Raw genomic sequence first — 19,209 nt, 5'->3', positions numbered from 1 at the left:
GAGTGAAAAATATGGAGGATTTGAGAATACTGACAGAGGCTGTATGTCGCATAGCTCGCGAAGCGGGACATTTTCTGAAGGAGGAACGGAAGAATTTCCATAGGGAAGTGGTGGAGGAGAAACGTGCACACGATTATGTGTCTTATGTGGACAAAGAATCGGAAAAACGGATAGTGGCCGCACTCGGGCAGCTTATGCCCGATGCGGGGTTTATTGCGGAAGAGGGTTCTGCCGTTTATCGCGATGAACCTTATTGCTGGGTGATAGACCCTTTGGATGGAACCACGAATTATATCCATGACAACGCTCCTTATTGCGTCAGCATTGCTTTGCGTGATAAACATTCCCTCCTTCTGGGGGTAGTCTATGAGCCGTGCCGGGATGAGTGTTTTTATGCTTGGAAGGGAGGAGGATCCTATGTGAACGGGGAGGAGATGCGTGTTTCGGCCATCGAAAAAGCAGAAGAAGCCTTTATTGTTGCTGAACTGCCCTACAATTTTGAACAATATGCCCGTACGGGTGAACATTTGATACGCGAGCTATATGGAAAGGTGGCCGGCATTCGCATGAACGGTTCGGCGGCTCTGGCCCTTTGCTATGTGGCTGCCGGACGCTTCGATGCTTGGCTGGAGGCTTTCATCGGCAAGTGGGACTTCTCGGCGGCTGCCCTCATGGTGCTGGAGGCGGGTGGTAAAGTGACCGATTTCTATGGCAATGAGCATTTCATGGATGAACATCACATCATTGCCACCAACGGGCCTCTGCATCCCTTATTCGTGAAATTGGTACAAGAAGTTCCACCGCTTAATATGTAGGCATACCGGCCGCTTGAATTTCGACGAAATGAGGGATATACTTAAAACTTGGATTGATTCTTTTGTACGGTTGTTTTTCCCATGTCGGTGTGCGGTATGCGGAAACTCCTTACAAGAGGGGGAAGAGGGCATTTGCATGAGGTGCAACATTGACATGCCACGGACTGACTTTCATCTTCATGCGGACAATCCTGTGGAGCGCATGTTTTGGGGAAAAATACCTCTGGTGCGTGCTTCCTCTTTCTTTTATTATCGCAAAGGTAGTGATTTTCGTCATATCCTGCATCGGCTGAAGTATGGCGGACGGCAGGATTTGGGCGAAACTATGGGGCGTTTTATGGCGGCGGAGTTGCTGTCTGTCGATTTCTTTCGGGACGTAAACGTCATACTTCCCGTACCTTTGCATCCTCGTAAGCAGAAGTCGCGCGGATATAATCAGAGCGAGTGCATCGCCCGTGGCATATCCCATGTGACAGATATTCCTGTTGATGTCTCCTCAGTATCGCGCAGGAAGCATACCGAGACACAGACACGCAAGTCTGCTTATGAACGTTGGGAGAATGTGGATGGGATTTTCTGCCTGCATCGCCCGGAGCATTTTGCCGGAAAGCATGTGTTGATTGTAGATGATGTGCTGACTACCGGCGCCACTGTCACGGCTTGTGCCGATGCCTTCAAAGATGTGGAAGGTATTCGATTCAGTATCTTGACATTGGCAGTGGCCGATTCGTAAACGGTATGAAAAAAGGTTCGCCACAATGACGAACCTTTTTCGCTCTTCCTCTTGGACTTGAACCAAGGACCCTCTGATTAACAGTCAGATGCTCTAACCGACTGAGCTAAGGAAGAATGTTGCATTCAAGGACTTTTGCTCTTCCTCTTGGACTTGAACCAAGGACCCTCTGATTAACAGTCAGATGCTCTAACCGACTGAGCTAAGGAAGAGTGTTGCATTTCCTTAAATGCGGTGCAAAAGTAATAGGATATTTTGAAATATGCAATATCTTTGCGAAAAAAATATCACTGATGGATAAAATAATAGGGTCAGGCAACGCCGTATCGGATGTGTCGGTATATTGTGATACAAGTGCCGGAGACGGAGCTTTCGGCTGTTCAACGGGAAAAGGTTAGAGAAGAAATAATGATAGTCAACGATTAGCGAATATGAGGAATTTTTTACAAATACGCCGGATGGCTGCTCTGCTTCTTGTGGCAGGGGCTGTCTGTTTTCTTAGTTTCAAGAGTGGCGACAGTCACAATTTTAAAATAGCCAAGAATCTGGATGTGTTCAATTCTATCGTGAAAGAGTTGGATATGTTCTATGTGGATACCATTAATCCGGACAAGACCATTCGGGAGGGCATTGACGCCATGCTCTATTCCTTGGATCCTTATACGGCGTACTATCCGGAGGATGATCAGAGCGAGTTGGAACAGATGTTGAAAAACTCTTATGGCGGCATAGGCTCCATCATCACATGGAATGCAAAGTTGAAACGTTCCATGATTGCGGAACCTTATGAGAATATGCCGGCGGCCAATGTGGGTTTGAAGGCGGGAGATATCCTGATGGAAATTGATGGGAAAGACCTTGCCGGAAAAAACAATCAGGAGGTAAGCGAGATGCTTCGCGGTCAGGTTGGCACGAGTTTCAAGCTGAAAGTGCAACGTCCGGGTGTGGAGAAGTTGCTGGAGTTCGATATTGTCCGTCGTTCCATCCAACTGCCGTTTATTCCTTACTATACGATGTTGGATAACCACATTGGCTACATCAACCTGAGCACTTTCTCCGGAAATCCTTCCAGAGAATTCAAACAGGCTTTTCTGGACTTGAAGAAAAAAGGGATTACTTCTCTGGTGATTGACTTGCGAAATAATGGTGGCGGCTTGCTGGAAGAGTCTATCGAGATAGCCAACTTCTTCTTGCCTCGCGGCAAGACTCTTGTGACGACAAAAGGTAAGATGAGACAAGCCGGCAGCACTTATAAAACCTTGCGTGAACCATTGGATTTGGAAATACCCCTGGCAGTTCTTGTCAACGGAGGTACGGCTTCTTCTTCAGAGATACTTGCGGGCTCTTTGCAGGATCTTGACCGTGCGGTCGTCATCGGTAACCGGACTTTCGGCAAAGGCTTGGTGCAAACCACCCGTCCGTTGCCGTACGGAGGTACGATAAAACTGACCACGTCGAAGTACTACATCCCCAGCGGGCGTTGTGTGCAAGCCATAGATTACAAGCATCGGAATGAGGATGGCAGTGTAGGACGCATACCGGATAGTCTGACGACTGTATTTCATACGGTTGCCGGCCGTGAAGTGCGCGACGGTGGTGGGGTGACTCCGGACATAACGGTGAAGCAGGATAAATTGCCTAATATTCTTTATTATCTGGTCAATGATAATTTGATATTCGATTATGCCACGGAGTATTGTCGAGAACACACCGCGATTCCTGCACCGGAGAAGTTCAAAGTCACGGATGCTGACTATGCCGATTTTAAAGCAATGGTGAAAAAGACTGACTTTAAGTATGACCAGCAGACAGAGAAGATACTGAAGAACTTGAAAGAGATGGCAGAGTTTGAAGGTTATCTGAAGGATGCTTCGGAAGAGTTTAAAGCCTTGGAACAAAAACTGAAACACAATTTGGATCGCGACCTCGACCATTTCTCTAAAGAGATAAAAGCGATGATTGCCATAGAAATCGTAAAACGTTATTATTATCAGCGTGGCAGTATCATTGAACAGTTGAAAGACGATAATGACTTGAAGGAGGCGGTGAAAATTCTGACTGCCCCGGCAAAGTATAAAGAGATGCTGAGCTCCTTCTGAATTTGTTTTCGGTTTTTTGTCTGTTTCCCTTTGTCATATGACCCGCTATGTCTCTCCGAAAAACAGATAAAATTTCTCTAAATAATTCCCGGAAGGAGGCTGAAATAAAATCAAAAGAGCTCTTCTGAAGTAGTTGTCTCTTACATAATATAATCAATCAGCGAGATATTATCTCGCTGATTTTGTTATGATAAGTCTAAAATGTTCATATCATGGCAACTTGTATTTGGGGTATCTATTTCTTTTTTTTAAGTGAACCATGTGTTTGCCAATAAAGCAATAATTTATAAAATGGAGCTTGAAAGCTTTTTCCTGTTTTCTTTTCTGTGTGTTTCCGACCTTTTATAATTAAATATTTCTGTTCAATTTATTTATTTGGCTGTTTTTTTATTAAATATTTCTTGTTTAATAAAAAAATATATGTATATTTGCGTTGTTCGAAAGTGAAATTAACCGCATAAATAATAAAAAATCTATATTATGAAGTCTTTCCTTATAGCTTGTTTAAGCATTCTGTTTACGTCTTTTATACCTTATGATGATGCGCAGGATAATCAAATAGATGTACTCGTGGTGGGCGGTGGTGCCAGTGGAGTGACTTCCGGCATTCAGGCGGCAAGAATGGGGGTTAAGGCGCTAATTATAGAAGAAACCGAGTGGTTGGGAGGAATGCTTACCGCTGCAGGTGTCAGCGCCATTGATGGAAATTACAATCTGCCTGCCGGACTTTGGGGAGAATTAAAAAATCGCTTGTCTGACTATTATGGAGGCCTTGATGCGATGCGTACAGGCTGGGTCAGCAATCTGCTTTTTGAGCCATCGGCAGGTAATGCTGTTCTACACGAAATGACGCAGGCAGAGAAAAATCTGTCAGTCTGGAAACAAGCCACTTTAAAGGACCTCAAACGAGAAGGTGAATGTTGGTTGGCAGTTGTGCAAACCAAGGATAAGGGGCTGAAGACAGTTCGTGCCAAGGTGTTGATTGATGCAACCGAACTTGGGGATGTGGCAAAGTTGTGTGGTGTGAAGTATGATATAGGTATGGAAAGTCGCAGCGATACCAATGAAGATATTGCTCCTGAAAAGGGGAATAATATCGTGCAGGATATCACCTATGTAGCAATTCTTAAAGATTATGGAAAAGATGTCACTATTTCACAACCGGAGGGGTATGACCCGAAAGAGTTTGCTTGTGCATGTGCAAATCCAATCTGCATTACCCCTAAAGAGCCGGACCGCGTTTGGTCTAAAGAGATGATGCTGACCTATGGAAGGCTTCCTAATAATAAGTATATGATAAATTGGCCGATAGAGGGTAATGATTACTACATCAATTTAGTAGAGATGACTCCTGAAGAGCGAAAGAAAGCACTGGAATATGCCAAACACTATACCTTGTGCTTCGTCTATTTCATGCAACATGAACTCGGCTATAAAACATTAGGACTTGCCGACGATGAGTATCCCACGACAGATAGACTTCCTTTTATTCCCTATCACCGGGAGTCACGGCGTATACATGGTCTGGTACGCTTTACTTTGAACCATATTACACATCCTTATACGCAGGTGGAACCGTTGTATCGCACAAGCATTGCTGTCGGGGATTATCCGGTTGATCACCACCACACACGTTACCATGGTTATGAAGAGTTGCCTAATTTGTATTTTCATCCCATTCCTTCGTTTGGCTTGCCTTTGGGCGCACTGATACCTCAAGAGGTAGAAGGTTTAATCGTAGCAGAGAAATCCATTTCTGTCTCTAACATAGCGAATGGAACCACCCGCCTGCAGCCGGTTGTTTTGCAGATAGGACAGGCAGCAGGCGCATTGGCGGCTTTGTCGGTGATGCAACAAAAGAAGGTGAGTGAGGTGGGAGTAAGGAGTGTACAGAAGGCGATATTGGATGCTAAAGGTTATCTAATGCCCTATTTGGATGTTCCGGCAGAGGATATCCGGTTCAAGTCTTACCAACGAATCGGCTCTACGGGTATTCTAAAAGGAGTGGGACGCAATGTGAAATGGAGTAATCAAACCTGGTTGCGGGCCGATACTTTGCTCCTTGCATCAGAATTGCAGGGCTTATCGGATGTGTATCCCCATGTAAATCTTTCTCGGAGAGGAGATACACCGGTCACCGTGGAAGAGGCTGTTGAAATTATTCGTAAAGTAGCAGTTGAGGAGAACCTGAAAGGGAATATGATGAAGCGGGCAGAGCAGGTGTGGCAAGAATTCGGGATGAAGAACTTTGATTTGAAACGTGCTATATTGAGAGGAGAAATGGCAGTGTTAATAGATCAGCTGCTGGATCCTTTCAATAATAAGGAGATAGACATCAAGGGACAGTTTATTCAATAGGTTGATTTTAAAGGATATAATGTAACTCAAAACGTAAGAACTTATGGAAATGAATAGTAGAAGAAGTTTTTTAAAGAAAGCTACGATTGCTGGAGCTTCGGCTTTGGTGGCGCCTTCCTTACTGGGATGTGGGGAAAGGCAGAATAAAGAAACGGCAGAATCGGCAGTCGCCGGTGAATTTACCGGAAAACTGATTGTTCCCAAGAATCAGGGCTTGAAAATCACCGGAACTTTTCTGGACGAGATTTCACATGATATCCCTCATCAAAATTGGGGTGAGAAAGAGTGGGATTTGGATTTCCAACATATGAAGCGGATAGGCATTGATACCGTTATCATGATTCGCTCGGGTTATCGGAAGTTCATCACTTATCCCTCAAAGTATTTGTTAGGTAAAGGGTGTTACATGCCCTCGGTAGATTTGTTGGACATGTATCTGCGATTGGCCGAGAAACATGGTATGAAGTTTTATTTTGGTTTGTATGACTCCGGGCGCTATTGGGATACTGGCGATTTGAGTTGGGAGATAGAGGATAACAAGTATGTGATTGATGAGGTATGGCAACAATACGGCAGCAAGTACGGTAGTTTTGGCGGATGGTATATCAGTGGTGAAATAAGTCGTGCAACGAAAGGAGCGATAGAGGCTTTCCACTCGATGGGGAAACAATGCAAGGAGGTATCTAATGGGTTGCCTACCTTTATTTCTCCATGGATTGACGGCAAGAAGGCTGTTATGGCAAGTGGGGGTAAGCTTACCAAAGATGAGGCGGTATCTGTAGAAGAGCACGAAAGAGAATGGAATGAAATCTTTGACGGGATTCACGATGTGGTAGATGCTTGTGCTTTTCAGGACGGGCATATCGATTATGATGAATTAGATAGCTTCTTTACGGTGAATAAGAAATTGGCGGATAAGTATGGAATGCAATGCTGGACCAATGCTGAAAGTTTTGACAGAGACATGCCCATCAGGTTTCTGCCTATTAAGTTCGATAAGCTACGCTTGAAGTTGGAAGCGGCCAAGCGTGCCGGTTATGATAAAGCCATAACATTTGAGTTCTCTCACTTCATGAGTCCTCAGTCAGCCTATCTGCAAGCAGGACATTTGTATGACAGGTATAAAGAATATTTTGAAATAAAGTAGGTGTCATGAAGCAGGGTGTAAATATGGGGTACATGGTTTTTCTATCCTTTGTTGCTGCATTGGGTGGTTTCCTTTTCGGGTATGACACGGCGGTAATCTCCGGTACCATCACCATGGTCTCTCAATTGTTCCGTCTGGATGTGGTGGAACAAGGGTGGTATGTAGGGTGTGCCTTGGTTGGCTCTATTGCAGGAGTGGCTTTTGCGGGGGTGCTGGGCGATTATTTCGGTCGGAAAAAGACCATGCTGTTTTCGTCGGTATTGTTCTCTGTGTCGGCTGTGGGTTGTGCTTTGTGCCTGAATTTTGAGCAACTGGTGGTTTATCGTATTATTGGTGGAGTGGGTATAGGCGTTGTTTCCATCATCTCTCCACTATATATTTCCGAGATTGCTGTGGCTGAATATCGGGGGCGATTGGTCTCTTTATATCAGTTGGCTGTGACTGTAGGCTTTTTAGGAGCTTATCTATGCAATTTCCAATTGATGAACTGGGCGGACGGGCAGGTGATGGCAGGAACAGGATGGTTCGGCAAGATTTTCATTTCAGAAGTCTGGAGAGGAATGTTGGGCATAGAAGCTCTGCCGGCCGTCTTCTTTTTGTTGACTATCCTTTTTGTTCCTGAGAGTCCCCGCTGGCTGATTTTGAAAGGAGAGGAACAGAAAGCTCAAAAAATATTGGGCCGGATTTATGATTCTACCATGCAGGCAATGGTACAGTTGAATGAAACGAAAAGCGCGATAGCCTCTGATACAAAGTCGGAGTGGCGTGTTCTGCTGAATCCGGGTATCCGGAAAGCCGTTCTGATAGGAGCATCCATAGCCATCTTAGGACAGTTTATGGGAGTAAATGCTGTGCTCTATTACGGCCCTTCTATTTTTGAGAATGCGGGAATCTCCGGTGGAGACTCTCTATTCTATCAAGTGCTGGTAGGAGGAGTCAATATGCTTACCACGGTGTTGGCATTGTTTATCATAGATCGGGTTGGACGTAAAAGGCTGGTATATTATGGCGTGTCAGGTATGATTGTCTCGTTGCTGTTAATCGGGTTCTATTTCTGTTATGGAGAGGTTCTACAGATTCCCGCCTATTTCTTGCTGGTATTTTTCCTCTTTTATGTGTTTTGCTGTGCCATATCCATTTGTGCAGTCATTTGGGTTCTTCTTTCAGAGATGTATCCAACGAAAGTTCGCGGGCTGGCTATGTCAATTGCAGGCTTCTCTCTTTGGATTGGTACTTATTTAATCGGGCAGTTAACCCCTTGGATGCTTCAGAACCTTACTCCCTCAGGAACATTCTTTCTGTTCGCTTTCATGTGTGTGCCTTATATACTTATTGTTTGGAAATTGGTTCCGGAAACAACCGGTAAGTCTTTGGAAGAAATTGAGACTTACTGGAAAAACTGATAAATCGACCTTAATTTTAAACAGATATTGCAATGGTGAATTTTAGAGAATTAGCAGCCCAATATAAGAATGAATTGTTGGGTAATGTACTTCCCTTTTGGCTTGAAAATTCTCAAGATAAAGAGTGTGGAGGCTATTTTACGTGTTTGAATCGTGATGGAAAGGTCTTTGATACGGATAAATTTATCTGGCTCCAAGGCCGGGAAGTCTGGTTGTTCTCCATGCTTTATAACAAGGTAGAGAAGAAGCAGGAGTGGCTGGATTGTGCCATACAAGGTGGAGAGTTCTTGAAGAAATATGGGCATGATGGCCATTACAACTGGTATTTTTCTTTAGACCGTGAGGGGCATCCGTTAGTGGAGCCTTATAACATCTTCTCCTATACTTTTGCTACGATGGCTTTCGGCCAATTGAATCTTGCTACCGGAAATCAGGAGTATGCAGAGATTGCCAGAAAGACTTTCGACATCATTCTTTCTAAGGTGAACAACCCTAAAGGGAAATGGAACAAACAGCATCCCGGTACGCGTAATCTGAAAGGTTTTGCCCTGCCGATGATTCTCTGCAATCTGGCTTTGGAAATAGAACACCTGTTGGATGAAGATTTCTTGATGAAGACAATGGATACCTGTATTCATGAGGTAATGGAAGTTTTTCTTCGTCCTGAGTTGGGAGGCATCATCGTAGAGAATCTAAACGAGGACAACAGTTTGGTAGATTGTTTTGAGGGGCGCCAAGTCACTCCGGGGCATGCTATTGAGGCTATGTGGTTTATTATGGATTTAGGTAAACGCTTGAATCTTCCTGAGCTGATAGAAAAAGCCAAAGATACGGCTCTGAAGATGCTGGAATATGGATGGGACAAAGAGTTCGGCGGCATCTACTACTTTATGGATCGCAAGGGCTTTCCTCCTCAGCAGTTGGAATGGGATCAAAAACTATGGTGGGTACACATCGAAACATTAATCTCCATGATTAAAGGTTATCAGTTGACCGGTGATGAAAACTGTTTGGAATGGTTCGAGAAGATACACGACTACACATGGAGCCATTTTAAAGATACCGAGTATTCTGAATGGTACGGCTATCTGAATCGTAGAGGTGAAGTCTTGCTTCCTTTGAAGGGAGGCAAATGGAAAGGTTGTTTTCATGTGCCCAGAGGATTATTCCAGTGTTGGCAGGTATTAGAGACACTTTAACGTATTAAAACTATAACAATGAATGGACGACGTAATTTCTTGAAAGTGGCGCTTGCTTCTTGTTCCATGTTAGCCGGGAGCAAGTTATTGACAGCTTGCTCTTTGGATAAAGGCTCCAAAGTGGAAGAAGAAAACTTCCCGAGTTTTGCCACACAGGATGTCTTGAAAGGAATGCCTATTCGGGCTACTTTTTTGGATGAAGTAAGTTGGGATATCCCTCATCAGAACTGGGGAGTTCGTGAATGGAACGCTGACTTCAAGGCTATGAAGCAGATGGGTATCAATACCGTGGTACTTATCAGGGCAGGGCTTGGAAAATGGATTTCAGCACCCTATCGTTGTTTGCTTGAGAGGGAAGATGTTTACTATCCTCCCGTGGACTTAGTCGAGATGTTTCTGACACTTGCCGACAAGCATGGTATGGCTTTCTATTTTGGGATGTACGATTCCGGTAAATATTGGCAAGAAGGTCTTTTCCAGAAAGAGATAGACCTGAACATGGCACTGATAGATGAGGTCTGGAAGAAGTATGGTCATCATCGCTCGTTTAAGGGCTGGTATTTGTCGCAGGAAATCAGTCGGCGCACCAGGAATATGTCCAAAATATATGCTGAGGTAGGAAAGCATGCCAAAGAGGTATCCGGAGGACTGACCACTCTGGTTTCTCCTTATATTCATGGCGTGAAAACCGATCAGGTGATGGCGGGTGATAAAGCCCTTTCGGTAAAGGAGCATGAAGAGGAGTGGGACGAGATATTGGACAATGTGAAAGGTGCGGTCGATATTCTGGCTTTTCAGGATGGACAGGTAGATTATCATGAACTATACGACTATTTGGTCGTCAATAAGAAACTGGCTGACAGATACGGTATGCACTGCTGGACAAACATCGAGTCTTTTGATCGTGATATGCCTATTCGTTTTCTTCCCATTAAGTGGGAAAAACTGCTTTTGAAGTTAGATGCGGCTCGCAGAGCGGGAATGGAGAATGCCATCACTTTTGAGTTCTCGCATTTCATGAGTCCGAATTCCGCCTATTTGCAAGCGGGGCATTTGTATCATAGATATTGTGAACACTTTTTATAAACCTAATTCTAATAATGTAATGCGATGAAAAAAAGAATCAGATGGAATCTGAGGTTTTTAACCTCGTTGTTTATTGCGTTGATGTGTGCAATGAATGTCGCTGCACAAAGCGTGATAAAAGGAACAGTAAAGGACAGTCAGGGAGAACCTCTTCCCGGTGCCTCTATCCAAGTGAAAGGCTCTACTGTAGGGACGATTACAAACATTGAAGGCGGGTTTAGCATTAATGCTAAAAGCCGTGATATATTGATTGTGTCGTTTATCGGTATGAGATCAGAAGAAGTGAAGGTAGGCGGACAATCTTTTATTACCATCACTTTGAGAGACGATGTGGCTTCGTTGGACGAAGTGGTCGTTGTGGGTTACGGTACGCAAAAGCGTGGCAGCCTGACCAGTGCCATCTCAACGGTATCGGATAAGGAGCTGTTAAAGGCGCCCACTATGAGTCTCAGTAATGTGGTTGGTGCACGTGTGGCCGGTGTGGCTGCTGTGCAGAGCAGTGGCCAGCCGGGTGCCGATAATGCTACGTTGACCATGCGCGGACAGAGCGGCATCGTATATGTGATTGACGGTATCCGTAGGACTTCGGCGGACTTCAACGGACTCGACCCGAACGAAATAGAGTCTGTTTCTATCTTGAAAGACGCTTCGGCTGTGGCTGTTTATGGTCTGGACGCCAACGGAGTATTTATTGTTACGACTAAGAAAGGCAATGCGGACAAGATGTCCATAACTTATACCGGTTCGTATGGCTGGAGCCAGAATGCGGAACAGCAGGAATGGCTGGATGGCCCCGGGTATGCTTACTGGCATAACAAGGCCCGTGAGTTGCAGGGCGATCAGCCTATCTTTAATGCGGAAATGGTGAAGAATATGAGAAACGGGACCAATGGCTGGGGAAACACCAATTGGTATGACAAGATATTCGGTACAGGAACCCGCACGCACCATAACATATCAGCCTCCGGCGGTAGTGAACGCGTGAAATTCTTTGCTTCTCTCGGTTACCTGAAAGAGGATGGAAATATCGACCATTTTGACTATGAACGTTTGAATCTGCGCTCGAACATCGATGCGAAACTGACAAACAGCCTGACTTTCCAGTTGGGTGTATCCGGGCGCGTGGAGAAACGCGATGCTCCGGTATATTCCGCTGACCCCAACGCTTGGCATAATATCCCTCAGCAGATTATTCGTGCCTTGCCTTATGCGCAAGATTCGCAAACCATCGGAGGCAAGCAGTATCAGGTCGCTACTCCTACCGCCTCTTCGCCGGTGGCTCCGCTGGCTTCCATGAATGAAGCCGGGTATGCAAGATCTAATTATTCTTATATCCAGTCCAACTTTAGCTTGAAGTACGATGCTCCTTGGTTGAAAGGGTTGAGCGCAAAGTTTCAAGGTGCTTATGACTTGACTTATACTTTCAGCAAATCGATGCATAACTATTATCAGCTGGCTCTTATGAACTTGCCGAATGCTTCTACGAAAGAACTGACTTATACGAAGCAGTACGACCCGCGTTCGGGTTCAGTCAGCTTGACGGAATCTGCTGCCCGCGGCTATTCTTTTACCACACAAACCAGTGTGAATTATGACAATAAGTTCGGAGCACACACCATAGGAGCCATGCTGCTGGCAGAGACACGAGAAAATAAGAGCAATGCGCTGGGCGGTACCGGTTATGGACTGGATTTCGTTCAGTTGGACGAACTGAATCAGATTACGAACCAAACGGGAAACGGATCGACCAAATATCCTGTTATCAACGGCTATAGCGGACATACACGCATTGCGGGCTTTGTGGGCCGTATCAATTATAATTACGACAATCGCTATTATGCGGAAGTTTCGTTCCGTCGCGACGGAAGCTATCTGTTTGGCGGAATGAATAAACGTTGGGTCACCTTGCCGGGCGTTTCGTTGGCATGGCGCATCAATAATGAGAGCTGGTTCCATGCTCCTTGGGTAGACAACCTGAAGTTGAGAGCCGGTGTAGGCAAAACCGCTACAAGCGGAGTTAGCCCCTTCCAATGGAGAAACACGATGGGAATCAATAAAAACAGCGTCATCATAGGAGGTGTCAGTCAAAGTATGCTCTATGCCGCGACATTAGGTAACCCGAACTTGACGTGGGCACAATGCCTGAATTATAACATCGGTGTGGATGCCACCATGTGGAACGGTTTGTTGGGAGTGGAATTTGATGTGTTCTACAAGTATGAGTACGACAAGCTGTCTACCGTAACGGGTGCTTTCTCTCCTTCAAGAGGAGGGTATTATTTCTCGTCGGCCAATGTGAATGAATGTGATTACAAGGGCTTCGAGACCACTCTGACCCATCACGGGCATATCGGAAAATTCAATTATGGAGCTAAGCTGATTTGGTCGTATGCATACGGACGTTGGCTGAAATATGTAGGCGATTCGGAGAATGCTCCCGAATACCAGCGCCTCACAGGCAAACAAATCGGTGTAAAGAGAGGCTTTATAGCCAATGGACTGTTCCGTGACGACGCGGATATAAAGAACTCACCCACCATTCCGGGTAAGTCGGTGAGACCGGGATACATTAAGTATGTAGACCGTAATGGCGATGGCGTGATAACGTATGAACAGGATATGGGGTATGTCGGAAAGAGTGCCACTCCTAAACATACGGGTTCGTTGAATCTTTTTGGAAACTGGAAAGGCTTTGATTTCGATATGCTGTTCTCATGGGGATTGGACAACTCGGTAGCGCTGACAGGACAATATACGGCATCAGGCTCAGAAGGTATCATGGATAATACCTCTTATACCAAACCTTTCTATCACGGAGGAAACTCTCCGGTCTTTTTGGTAGAGAATTCTTGGAGACCGGATAACTTGAATGCGGAGTTCCCGCGCCTGGAGATTGACAATGTCAGCTCCAACAATGCGTTCTCTTCGACCTTATGGTATAGAAACGGTGATTACCTGCGTCTGAAGACGATACAGGTAGGGTATAATTTCCCCAAACAGTGGCTGGCTCCGGCAGGTATCCAAAATCTGAGACTTTATGTCGAGGGGTATAACCTGTTGACTTTTAGCGGACTGACGAAGTATAACATTGACCCTGAATCTCCTGCCGTGAATAATGGGTACTATCCGCAACAAAAGACTTATACGATGGGGATAAAACTAACATTCTAAAACTGAAAGTATATGAAAAGATTATTCATAAATATATCATTGGCATTGACATTGGTACTCATTTCCAGTGGATGCAACGATTGGTTGGATGGTGTGAAGCAAACATCCAATGTAAGCGATGAAATTGTTTGGCAAGATGAAGCGTATGTGAATATGAACCTTAACGCCTTCTATACCTTTCTTCATAAGTACGGGCAGTTTGGTACGGCACAGTTTCACGGCTCCTTGACCGAGAGTTTGACGGATGCTTTTAAGTACGGTTCAGTGGCTTTGGGCGATCGTGCGGGACATTCCAATAACTATGTGGTTAATCCGGACGCCATTACTCCTGATGGTTGTATTTACAATGTATGGAGCGGAGGTTTGGCTTACGGAAATATCCGCCAGATTAATCAGTTCTTAGATATGCAGCGTAAATATTCCACCTTCTCGGAAGAAAAGAACCTGAAGTGGGAAGCTCAGGCAAGGTTTTTCCGCGGATTTGTTTATTTCCAACTGGCAAAGCGTCATGGAGGAGTGATTCTTTATGATAAATTGCCTGAAGGGAATGATAAGGCGCGCAGCTCTGCTTCCGAGACATGGGATTTTATCTATCGCGATTTGAAGTTTGCCGCAGACAATCTGCCCGACAAATGGGATACCGAGAATAAGGGTCGTGTGACTAAAGGTGCCGCTTATGCCATGTTATCACGTGTCATGTTGTATGCAGAGCGCTGGCAAGATGCTTATGATGCGGCTGCCGAGGTGGAGAAACTGAACCTGTATGACTTGGAAGATGAATATTCTAACGCATGGAAGGGCAATAACAAAGAATCGATTTTAGAGTTTGCCTACGACAAGAACAGCGGCCCCAATCATACGTTTGACCAATACTATGTGCCTAAATGCGACGGTTATGAGTTTGGAGCATTAGGCACTCCTACGCAGGAGATGGTAGAATGTTATGAAGATAAGGACGGGAAAAAAGTAGATTGGACACCTTGGCATGGAACGACTTCTGCAGCTCCTCCCTATGACAAGTTGGAACCTCGCTTTGCCGCTACCGTACTCTATCGTGGAGCCAGGTGGAAAGGGAAAGTGATGGATTGCAGCGTGGGCGGTAAGAATGGAGAATTTATGCCTTATCGCGAACAGTCTTATTCGTATGGTAAGACAACTACCGGCTATTTCTTGCGTAAGCTGTTGGATGAAAAGTTGATAGACGTGAACAGTGTGAAGAGTTCGCAGACTTGGGTGGAAATACGTTTTGCAGAAGTATTGCTGAATAAGGCGGAAGCCGCTTATCGTCTGAATAAAGCGGAAGAGGCTCGTGTTTTGATGAATCGTGTGCGTGCTCGTAAAAGTGTGAACTTGCCGGGAAAGAACTCCTCGGGTGAAGCATGGTTTGCCGATTATAGAAACGAACGTAAGGTGGAATTATCCTATGAAGGACATCTGTTTTGGGATATGCGTCGCTGGAAATTGGCTCATATAGAGTACAATAATTACCGTTGCCATGGTCTCAAAATAGCCAACGGAACTTATGAATATATTGACTGCGACTATCAGGACCGTAAATTCTCTCAGAAGTTATATGTGCTTCCGGTGCCTGTGGAAGAGTTGAAGAACAATTCCTTGATAGAGCAATATGATGAATGGAAATGACAGAACTAAAATTCAGAACAATAATGAAGAATAAAATATTATCAGCAATTTCCCTCATTGTACTTATACTAAGTATAGGTGCATGTCAAAGTCCTGAGGAGTTGGACCCCGCTACTGTGGGACGGAGTGGAATAAATAATTTGATAGCATCGTTTGCGGATGATGACAGTGACGAGAACAGCTTTGAGAGTGAAATCAATCATGATACGCGTGTCATCACGGTGGTTTTCCCTTATAATTATCCCCGTCTATCGGATAATGTCCTTCAGGTTTCCGCCTTGAAGAAGATGCGTGTAAGGGCCTATGTGGACAACAATGTATATGTCACTCCTTCACTGCTTTACATGGATATGACGCATGAAAATACAATCACAGTAAAAGGTCTTAAGGGAAGCGCCGATTACAAAGTGGTTCCCGAAATCCGTAAAAGCAACGCTTGTGCCATTACTAAGTTCGAACTGCCCAGCGTAGGCTTATCGGGTATTATCAACGAAGAAGCGAAGAAAATCTCGTTGGTCGCATTTGAAAATATAGGCGAAGTATTGGCTGAAGTGACGCTGTCGCATGGAGCGACGATTTCTCCCAATCCCATGGTAGTGCCTTTGAACTATGACGAAAATGTCCAGCTTACGGTTACCGCCCAGAATGGCACCACCAAGGCTGTATATACGGTGACAAAGGAGATACCGGAAAAGTTAGCGGCCGGTATGAGAGCAAGCAGTGCCAAACTTCTGTGGGCAAGAAAGTTGACGGACATAGGAATTACTTCCAAACACCTCACTACGGGTATTGCGGTCACAGATGATTATGTGGTGCTTAATGAGCGAGGCAACGCCCAAGCTATCTATGTGAACGCCAAAACGGGAGAGAATGCAGGAAGCATCAATATCAGCCAGTTTGCGGGCAATCTGACAAACTTCTATGTTACGGCTGATGATGCCAACAATATCCTCTTTACGAATCTCACTCCGGGAGGTGGAGCTGCATTTACCGTATGGAGAGTGAAAGGCGTAAACGGCACTCCTGAAAAATACATCGAGTTCCCCGTCACTTCCGCTATGGGAAGAAAGCTTTCTGTCATCGGCAGTTTGGATGGCGATGCCATTATTACTGCTCCCTATTATGGCACGAGCGGCCAGTTTGCACGTTGGCAAGTAGTGGGTGGCAGTTTGAAATCACAGACGCCCGATTTGGTTATTGCCAAAGGATTAGGGTCATGGGGCTTCAACGCTGACGTCATTTATTCCAATCCGTCAGATCCTGCCAGTGATTACTTCGCTTCTTATTATTCTACACCGCGAGGACTTTCATGGTTCGATGGCGCTACGAATGAAATAAAATCCACAGGACGCGAAATCAGTCCTAACTGGATTCAGAATGCAGTGGACTATGCCGTATTCAATAAGGTTGCCTATGTACTCTCCAATTCAGTGAACAGCTTTACTTGGGGCAAGGACGATACAATCTATCTGTTCGATATCGCAGGAGGAACATTGGGGAATGAACCTCTTGATTTTGGAGACAATGGATTAAAAATCTTTGGAAACTACGGTGGTAATGCTTTAGGTGTACAGAATGCGAATGGTACCGGTGACGTAGCCTTGAGGGTATCTCCCGATGGATACTACCTGTATATATACTTTATGTTCACCAATGGTTATCTGGGCTGTATCCGTTGCGACTGCATGGATATGTAGGCCGGGATGCTGCTTATAGAAAAGATGAAAGGCCTGTGTGTTTCAGGCACAGGCCTTTCATTATAGTAACCCTCTGAAAGTTCGATATAAAGACGCACTGACTGTCGCTTCAGTCAGACTCCCTATTCATGCCTCTGTGTAAGAATTTTGTGTCTAAAAAAGTCTTCATGAAGAACTCCGGTTTTGTTTTTACTAAAAGTTCACCGGATTTTTACTAAAAACTCAGGGGATTTTTACTAAAAATTCGGGGAGAAATTACTAAAAATCGGGAGAGTTTTTAGTATAATCGTATCTCGTTGATTTTCAGATAAAGCCGAAGGTCTGATTTGTGAAGTATTATTGTCGTGAAATTTATATCGCCCCGGGTTGGTTATGAGCGTAACCGCATTGCCTTGAGCATGCATTGAAATATCATAAAAAGAAATATTTCTATGAAAACCATTCTGTTTTTACTAAAAACGTCAATCTGTCTGTGTGTTGTTTGTCTTTTCATGTCCTGTAGCCATACTTCTAAAGATTATTGGGAAGAGGGCACGGGAGAAGGTGGTGGCGGAAATAAGCCGGTTGAGAATCCGAATGCGGCTAAGCCTCGTTATATATGGATTGATGCAGCAGCCAATTTTCCTGATTTTGCCAACAGTAAAGAAAACATTTCACGCGACTTGGCACTGGCCAAAGATGCGGGATTTACGGATATTGTGGTAGATGTCCGCCCTACTACGGGCGATGTGCTGTTCAAGACAGATGCAGTGGATCAGGTGAAATATTTATATGCCTGGATAGGCCCCGCTTACACCAAGGTGGAACGTACAGCCACATGGGATTATCTCCAAGCTTTTGTCGATGAGGCTCGCAAACAAAACTTGAAAGTTCATGCCGCCATCAATACTTTTGTGGGAGGTAATACCATAAACGGCGGTACGGGCTTGCTCTTCCGGGAGGCTTCTAAAGCCGGCTGGGCCACACGGCTCAATCTGAAAACCGGTATTGTCAGTGTGATGAATACAGGTGAGAGCACCAAGTTCTTCAATCCTGCTCATCCTGATGTGCAAACCTTTCTTTGTAACCTGTTGAAAGACTTGGCCAAGTATGACCTGGACGGCATATTCCTGGACCGCGGACGCTTTTTGGGTCTCACTTCCGATTTCTCGGATGTGACTCGGAAGCAATTCGAGGCTTATCTGGGTGGTGTGAAGATTCAGAACTATCCCGATGATATTTTGGCTTCGGGAGCTTCTTCGCTGCCCTCCGCTTATCCGCAATACCTGATGAAGTGGTTGGAGTTTCGGGCAAAAGTTATCTGCGATTTTATGCAGAAAGCACGTGCGGCTGTGAAGAGTGTCAACAGCCGGATAAAGTTCGGAGTTTATGTAGGAGGTTGGTATTCTACCTATTATGATGTAGGAGTAAACTGGGCTTCATCTTCTTACGACCCTTCACGCCACTATAAATGGGCCACTCCTAAGTATAAGAATTATGGCTACGCCGAGCATATGGATCAGATGTTGATTGGGGCGTATGCTTCTCCGTTGAAAGTGTTCGGCACTACAGAGTGGACAATGGCAGGATTCTGTTCGCTGGCCAAGGAAAAGACGGCGGGCAAATGTCCCATCGTAGCCGGCGGACCCGATGTGGGAAACTGGGATACGGACAATAAAGCTTCTCCGGAGCAAGAGAATCAAGCCATCGTGCAGTCCGTGAAGGCTTGCATGGATGTATGCGACGGTTATTTTCTCTTCGACATGATTCATCTGAAGAAGGCCGGACAGTGGCAGTATGCCAAGCAAGGAATCGAGCGAGCCACCAAGTAATCCGAGAGGCTTTGCTCGCAGTAAAATTATATTAAGTTTAAAGAAT

12 protein-coding genes and 2 tRNA genes are annotated in these 19,209 nt (G+C 45.1%); 12 read left to right on the top strand and 2 right to left on the bottom strand.

Annotated features, from left to right (window positions below):
- Positions 1 to 11 precede the first annotated feature (11 nt).
- Positions 12 to 815 carry an inositol monophosphatase family protein gene (locus C4H11_RS06775; RefSeq protein ID WP_106040982.1) on the top strand — a complete coding sequence of 268 codons (804 nt, stop codon included), beginning with the start codon at positions 12 to 14 and terminating at the stop codon, positions 813 to 815.
- 28 nt (positions 816 to 843) lie between these two features.
- Positions 844 to 1,548 carry a ComF family protein gene (locus C4H11_RS06770; RefSeq protein ID WP_106043202.1) on the top strand — a complete coding sequence of 235 codons (705 nt, stop codon included), beginning with the start codon at positions 844 to 846 and terminating at the stop codon, positions 1,546 to 1,548.
- Positions 1,549 to 1,590: 42 nt separating this feature from the next.
- Here the strand turns inward: C4H11_RS06770 and C4H11_RS06765 are convergent.
- Both C4H11_RS06765 and C4H11_RS06760 read right to left on the bottom strand, forming a co-directional pair.
- Positions 1,591 to 1,664: transfer RNA gene (locus tag C4H11_RS06765), tRNA-Asn, on the bottom strand.
- A 22-nt stretch (positions 1,665 to 1,686) separates the two neighbouring features.
- Positions 1,687 to 1,760 (bottom strand) — tRNA-Asn (locus tag C4H11_RS06760).
- A 219-nt stretch (positions 1,761 to 1,979) separates the two neighbouring features.
- On the opposite strand from C4H11_RS06760, the gene C4H11_RS06750 reads away from it, so the two are divergent.
- The 10 genes from C4H11_RS06750 (at position 1,980) to C4H11_RS06705 (ending at position 19,163) form a co-directional block, all read left to right on the top strand.
- Positions 1,980 to 3,647, top strand: coding sequence for a S41 family peptidase (locus C4H11_RS06750; RefSeq protein ID WP_106040981.1), 1,668 nt, complete (start codon positions 1,980 to 1,982; stop codon positions 3,645 to 3,647).
- A gap of 480 nt (positions 3,648 to 4,127) precedes the next feature.
- Positions 4,128 to 6,005 (top strand): FAD-dependent oxidoreductase, encoded by a 1,878-nt coding sequence (locus C4H11_RS06745; RefSeq protein ID WP_106040980.1) that lies wholly within the window; start codon positions 4,128 to 4,130, stop codon positions 6,003 to 6,005.
- A gap of 43 nt (positions 6,006 to 6,048) precedes the next feature.
- Positions 6,049 to 7,152 (top strand): DUF4434 domain-containing protein, encoded by a 1,104-nt coding sequence (locus C4H11_RS06740; protein WP_106040979.1) that lies wholly within the window; start codon positions 6,049 to 6,051, stop codon positions 7,150 to 7,152.
- Between the two features lie 5 nt (positions 7,153 to 7,157).
- On the top strand, positions 7,158 to 8,555 hold the full coding sequence (locus tag C4H11_RS06735; protein ID WP_106040978.1) for a sugar porter family MFS transporter: 1,398 nt from the start codon (positions 7,158 to 7,160) through the stop codon (positions 8,553 to 8,555).
- Between the two features lie 35 nt (positions 8,556 to 8,590).
- Positions 8,591 to 9,754, top strand: a complete 1,164-nt coding sequence (locus C4H11_RS06730) for an AGE family epimerase/isomerase (protein ID WP_106043200.1) — start codon at positions 8,591 to 8,593, stop codon at positions 9,752 to 9,754.
- An 18-nt stretch (positions 9,755 to 9,772) separates the two neighbouring features.
- Positions 9,773 to 10,840, top strand: a complete 1,068-nt coding sequence (locus C4H11_RS06725) for a DUF4434 domain-containing protein (RefSeq protein WP_106040977.1) — start codon at positions 9,773 to 9,775, stop codon at positions 10,838 to 10,840.
- Positions 10,841 to 10,864: 24 nt separating this feature from the next.
- A complete protein-coding gene (locus tag C4H11_RS06720) occupies positions 10,865 to 14,011 on the top strand; it encodes a SusC/RagA family TonB-linked outer membrane protein (protein ID WP_106040976.1) in 3,147 nt (1,048 codons plus the stop codon).
- 12 nt (positions 14,012 to 14,023) lie between these two features.
- On the top strand, positions 14,024 to 15,655 hold the full coding sequence (locus C4H11_RS06715) for a RagB/SusD family nutrient uptake outer membrane protein (RefSeq protein ID WP_106040975.1): 1,632 nt from the start codon (positions 14,024 to 14,026) through the stop codon (positions 15,653 to 15,655).
- Positions 15,656 to 15,678: 23 nt separating this feature from the next.
- Positions 15,679 to 17,352 carry a DUF5018 domain-containing protein gene (locus C4H11_RS06710; RefSeq protein WP_106043198.1) on the top strand — a complete coding sequence of 558 codons (1,674 nt, stop codon included), beginning with the start codon at positions 15,679 to 15,681 and terminating at the stop codon, positions 17,350 to 17,352.
- Between the two features lie 491 nt (positions 17,353 to 17,843).
- Positions 17,844 to 19,163, top strand: coding sequence for an alpha amylase family protein (locus C4H11_RS06705; RefSeq protein WP_106040974.1), 1,320 nt, complete (start codon positions 17,844 to 17,846; stop codon positions 19,161 to 19,163).
- Positions 19,164 to 19,209: the final 46 nt, after the last annotated feature.

It is taken from the genome of Bacteroides zoogleoformans, from assembly GCF_002998435.1.
In the GTDB taxonomy this organism is placed as follows: Bacteria; Bacteroidota; Bacteroidia; order Bacteroidales; family Bacteroidaceae; genus Bacteroides; species Bacteroides zoogleoformans.
Note: the sequence above shows the minus strand (reverse complement) of the source record. Positions and strands in the feature narration are given on the sequence as shown.

What these genes read in the sequence shown, in the direction of transcription:
- C4H11_RS06735 (WP_106040978.1), top strand. Translation starts at nt 7,158, where the DNA reads ATGAAGCAGGGTGTAAATATGGGGTACATGGTTTTTCTATCCTTTGTT.
- C4H11_RS06750 (WP_106040981.1), top strand. Translation starts at nt 1,980, where the DNA reads ATGAGGAATTTTTTACAAATACGCCGGATGGCTGCTCTGCTTCTTGTG.
- C4H11_RS06740 (WP_106040979.1), top strand. Translation starts at nt 6,049, where the DNA reads ATGGAAATGAATAGTAGAAGAAGTTTTTTAAAGAAAGCTACGATTGCT.
- C4H11_RS06770 (WP_106043202.1), top strand. Translation starts at nt 844, where the DNA reads ATGAGGGATATACTTAAAACTTGGATTGATTCTTTTGTACGGTTGTTT.
- C4H11_RS06710 (WP_106043198.1), top strand. Translation starts at nt 15,679, where the DNA reads ATGAAGAATAAAATATTATCAGCAATTTCCCTCATTGTACTTATACTA.
- C4H11_RS06775 (WP_106040982.1), top strand. Translation starts at nt 12, where the DNA reads ATGGAGGATTTGAGAATACTGACAGAGGCTGTATGTCGCATAGCTCGC.
- C4H11_RS06745 (WP_106040980.1), top strand. Translation starts at nt 4,128, where the DNA reads ATGAAGTCTTTCCTTATAGCTTGTTTAAGCATTCTGTTTACGTCTTTT.
- C4H11_RS06715 (WP_106040975.1), top strand. Translation starts at nt 14,024, where the DNA reads ATGAAAAGATTATTCATAAATATATCATTGGCATTGACATTGGTACTC.
- C4H11_RS06725 (WP_106040977.1), top strand. Translation starts at nt 9,773, where the DNA reads ATGAATGGACGACGTAATTTCTTGAAAGTGGCGCTTGCTTCTTGTTCC.
- C4H11_RS06705 (WP_106040974.1), top strand. Translation starts at nt 17,844, where the DNA reads ATGTCCTGTAGCCATACTTCTAAAGATTATTGGGAAGAGGGCACGGGA.
- C4H11_RS06720 (WP_106040976.1), top strand. Translation starts at nt 10,865, where the DNA reads ATGAAAAAAAGAATCAGATGGAATCTGAGGTTTTTAACCTCGTTGTTT.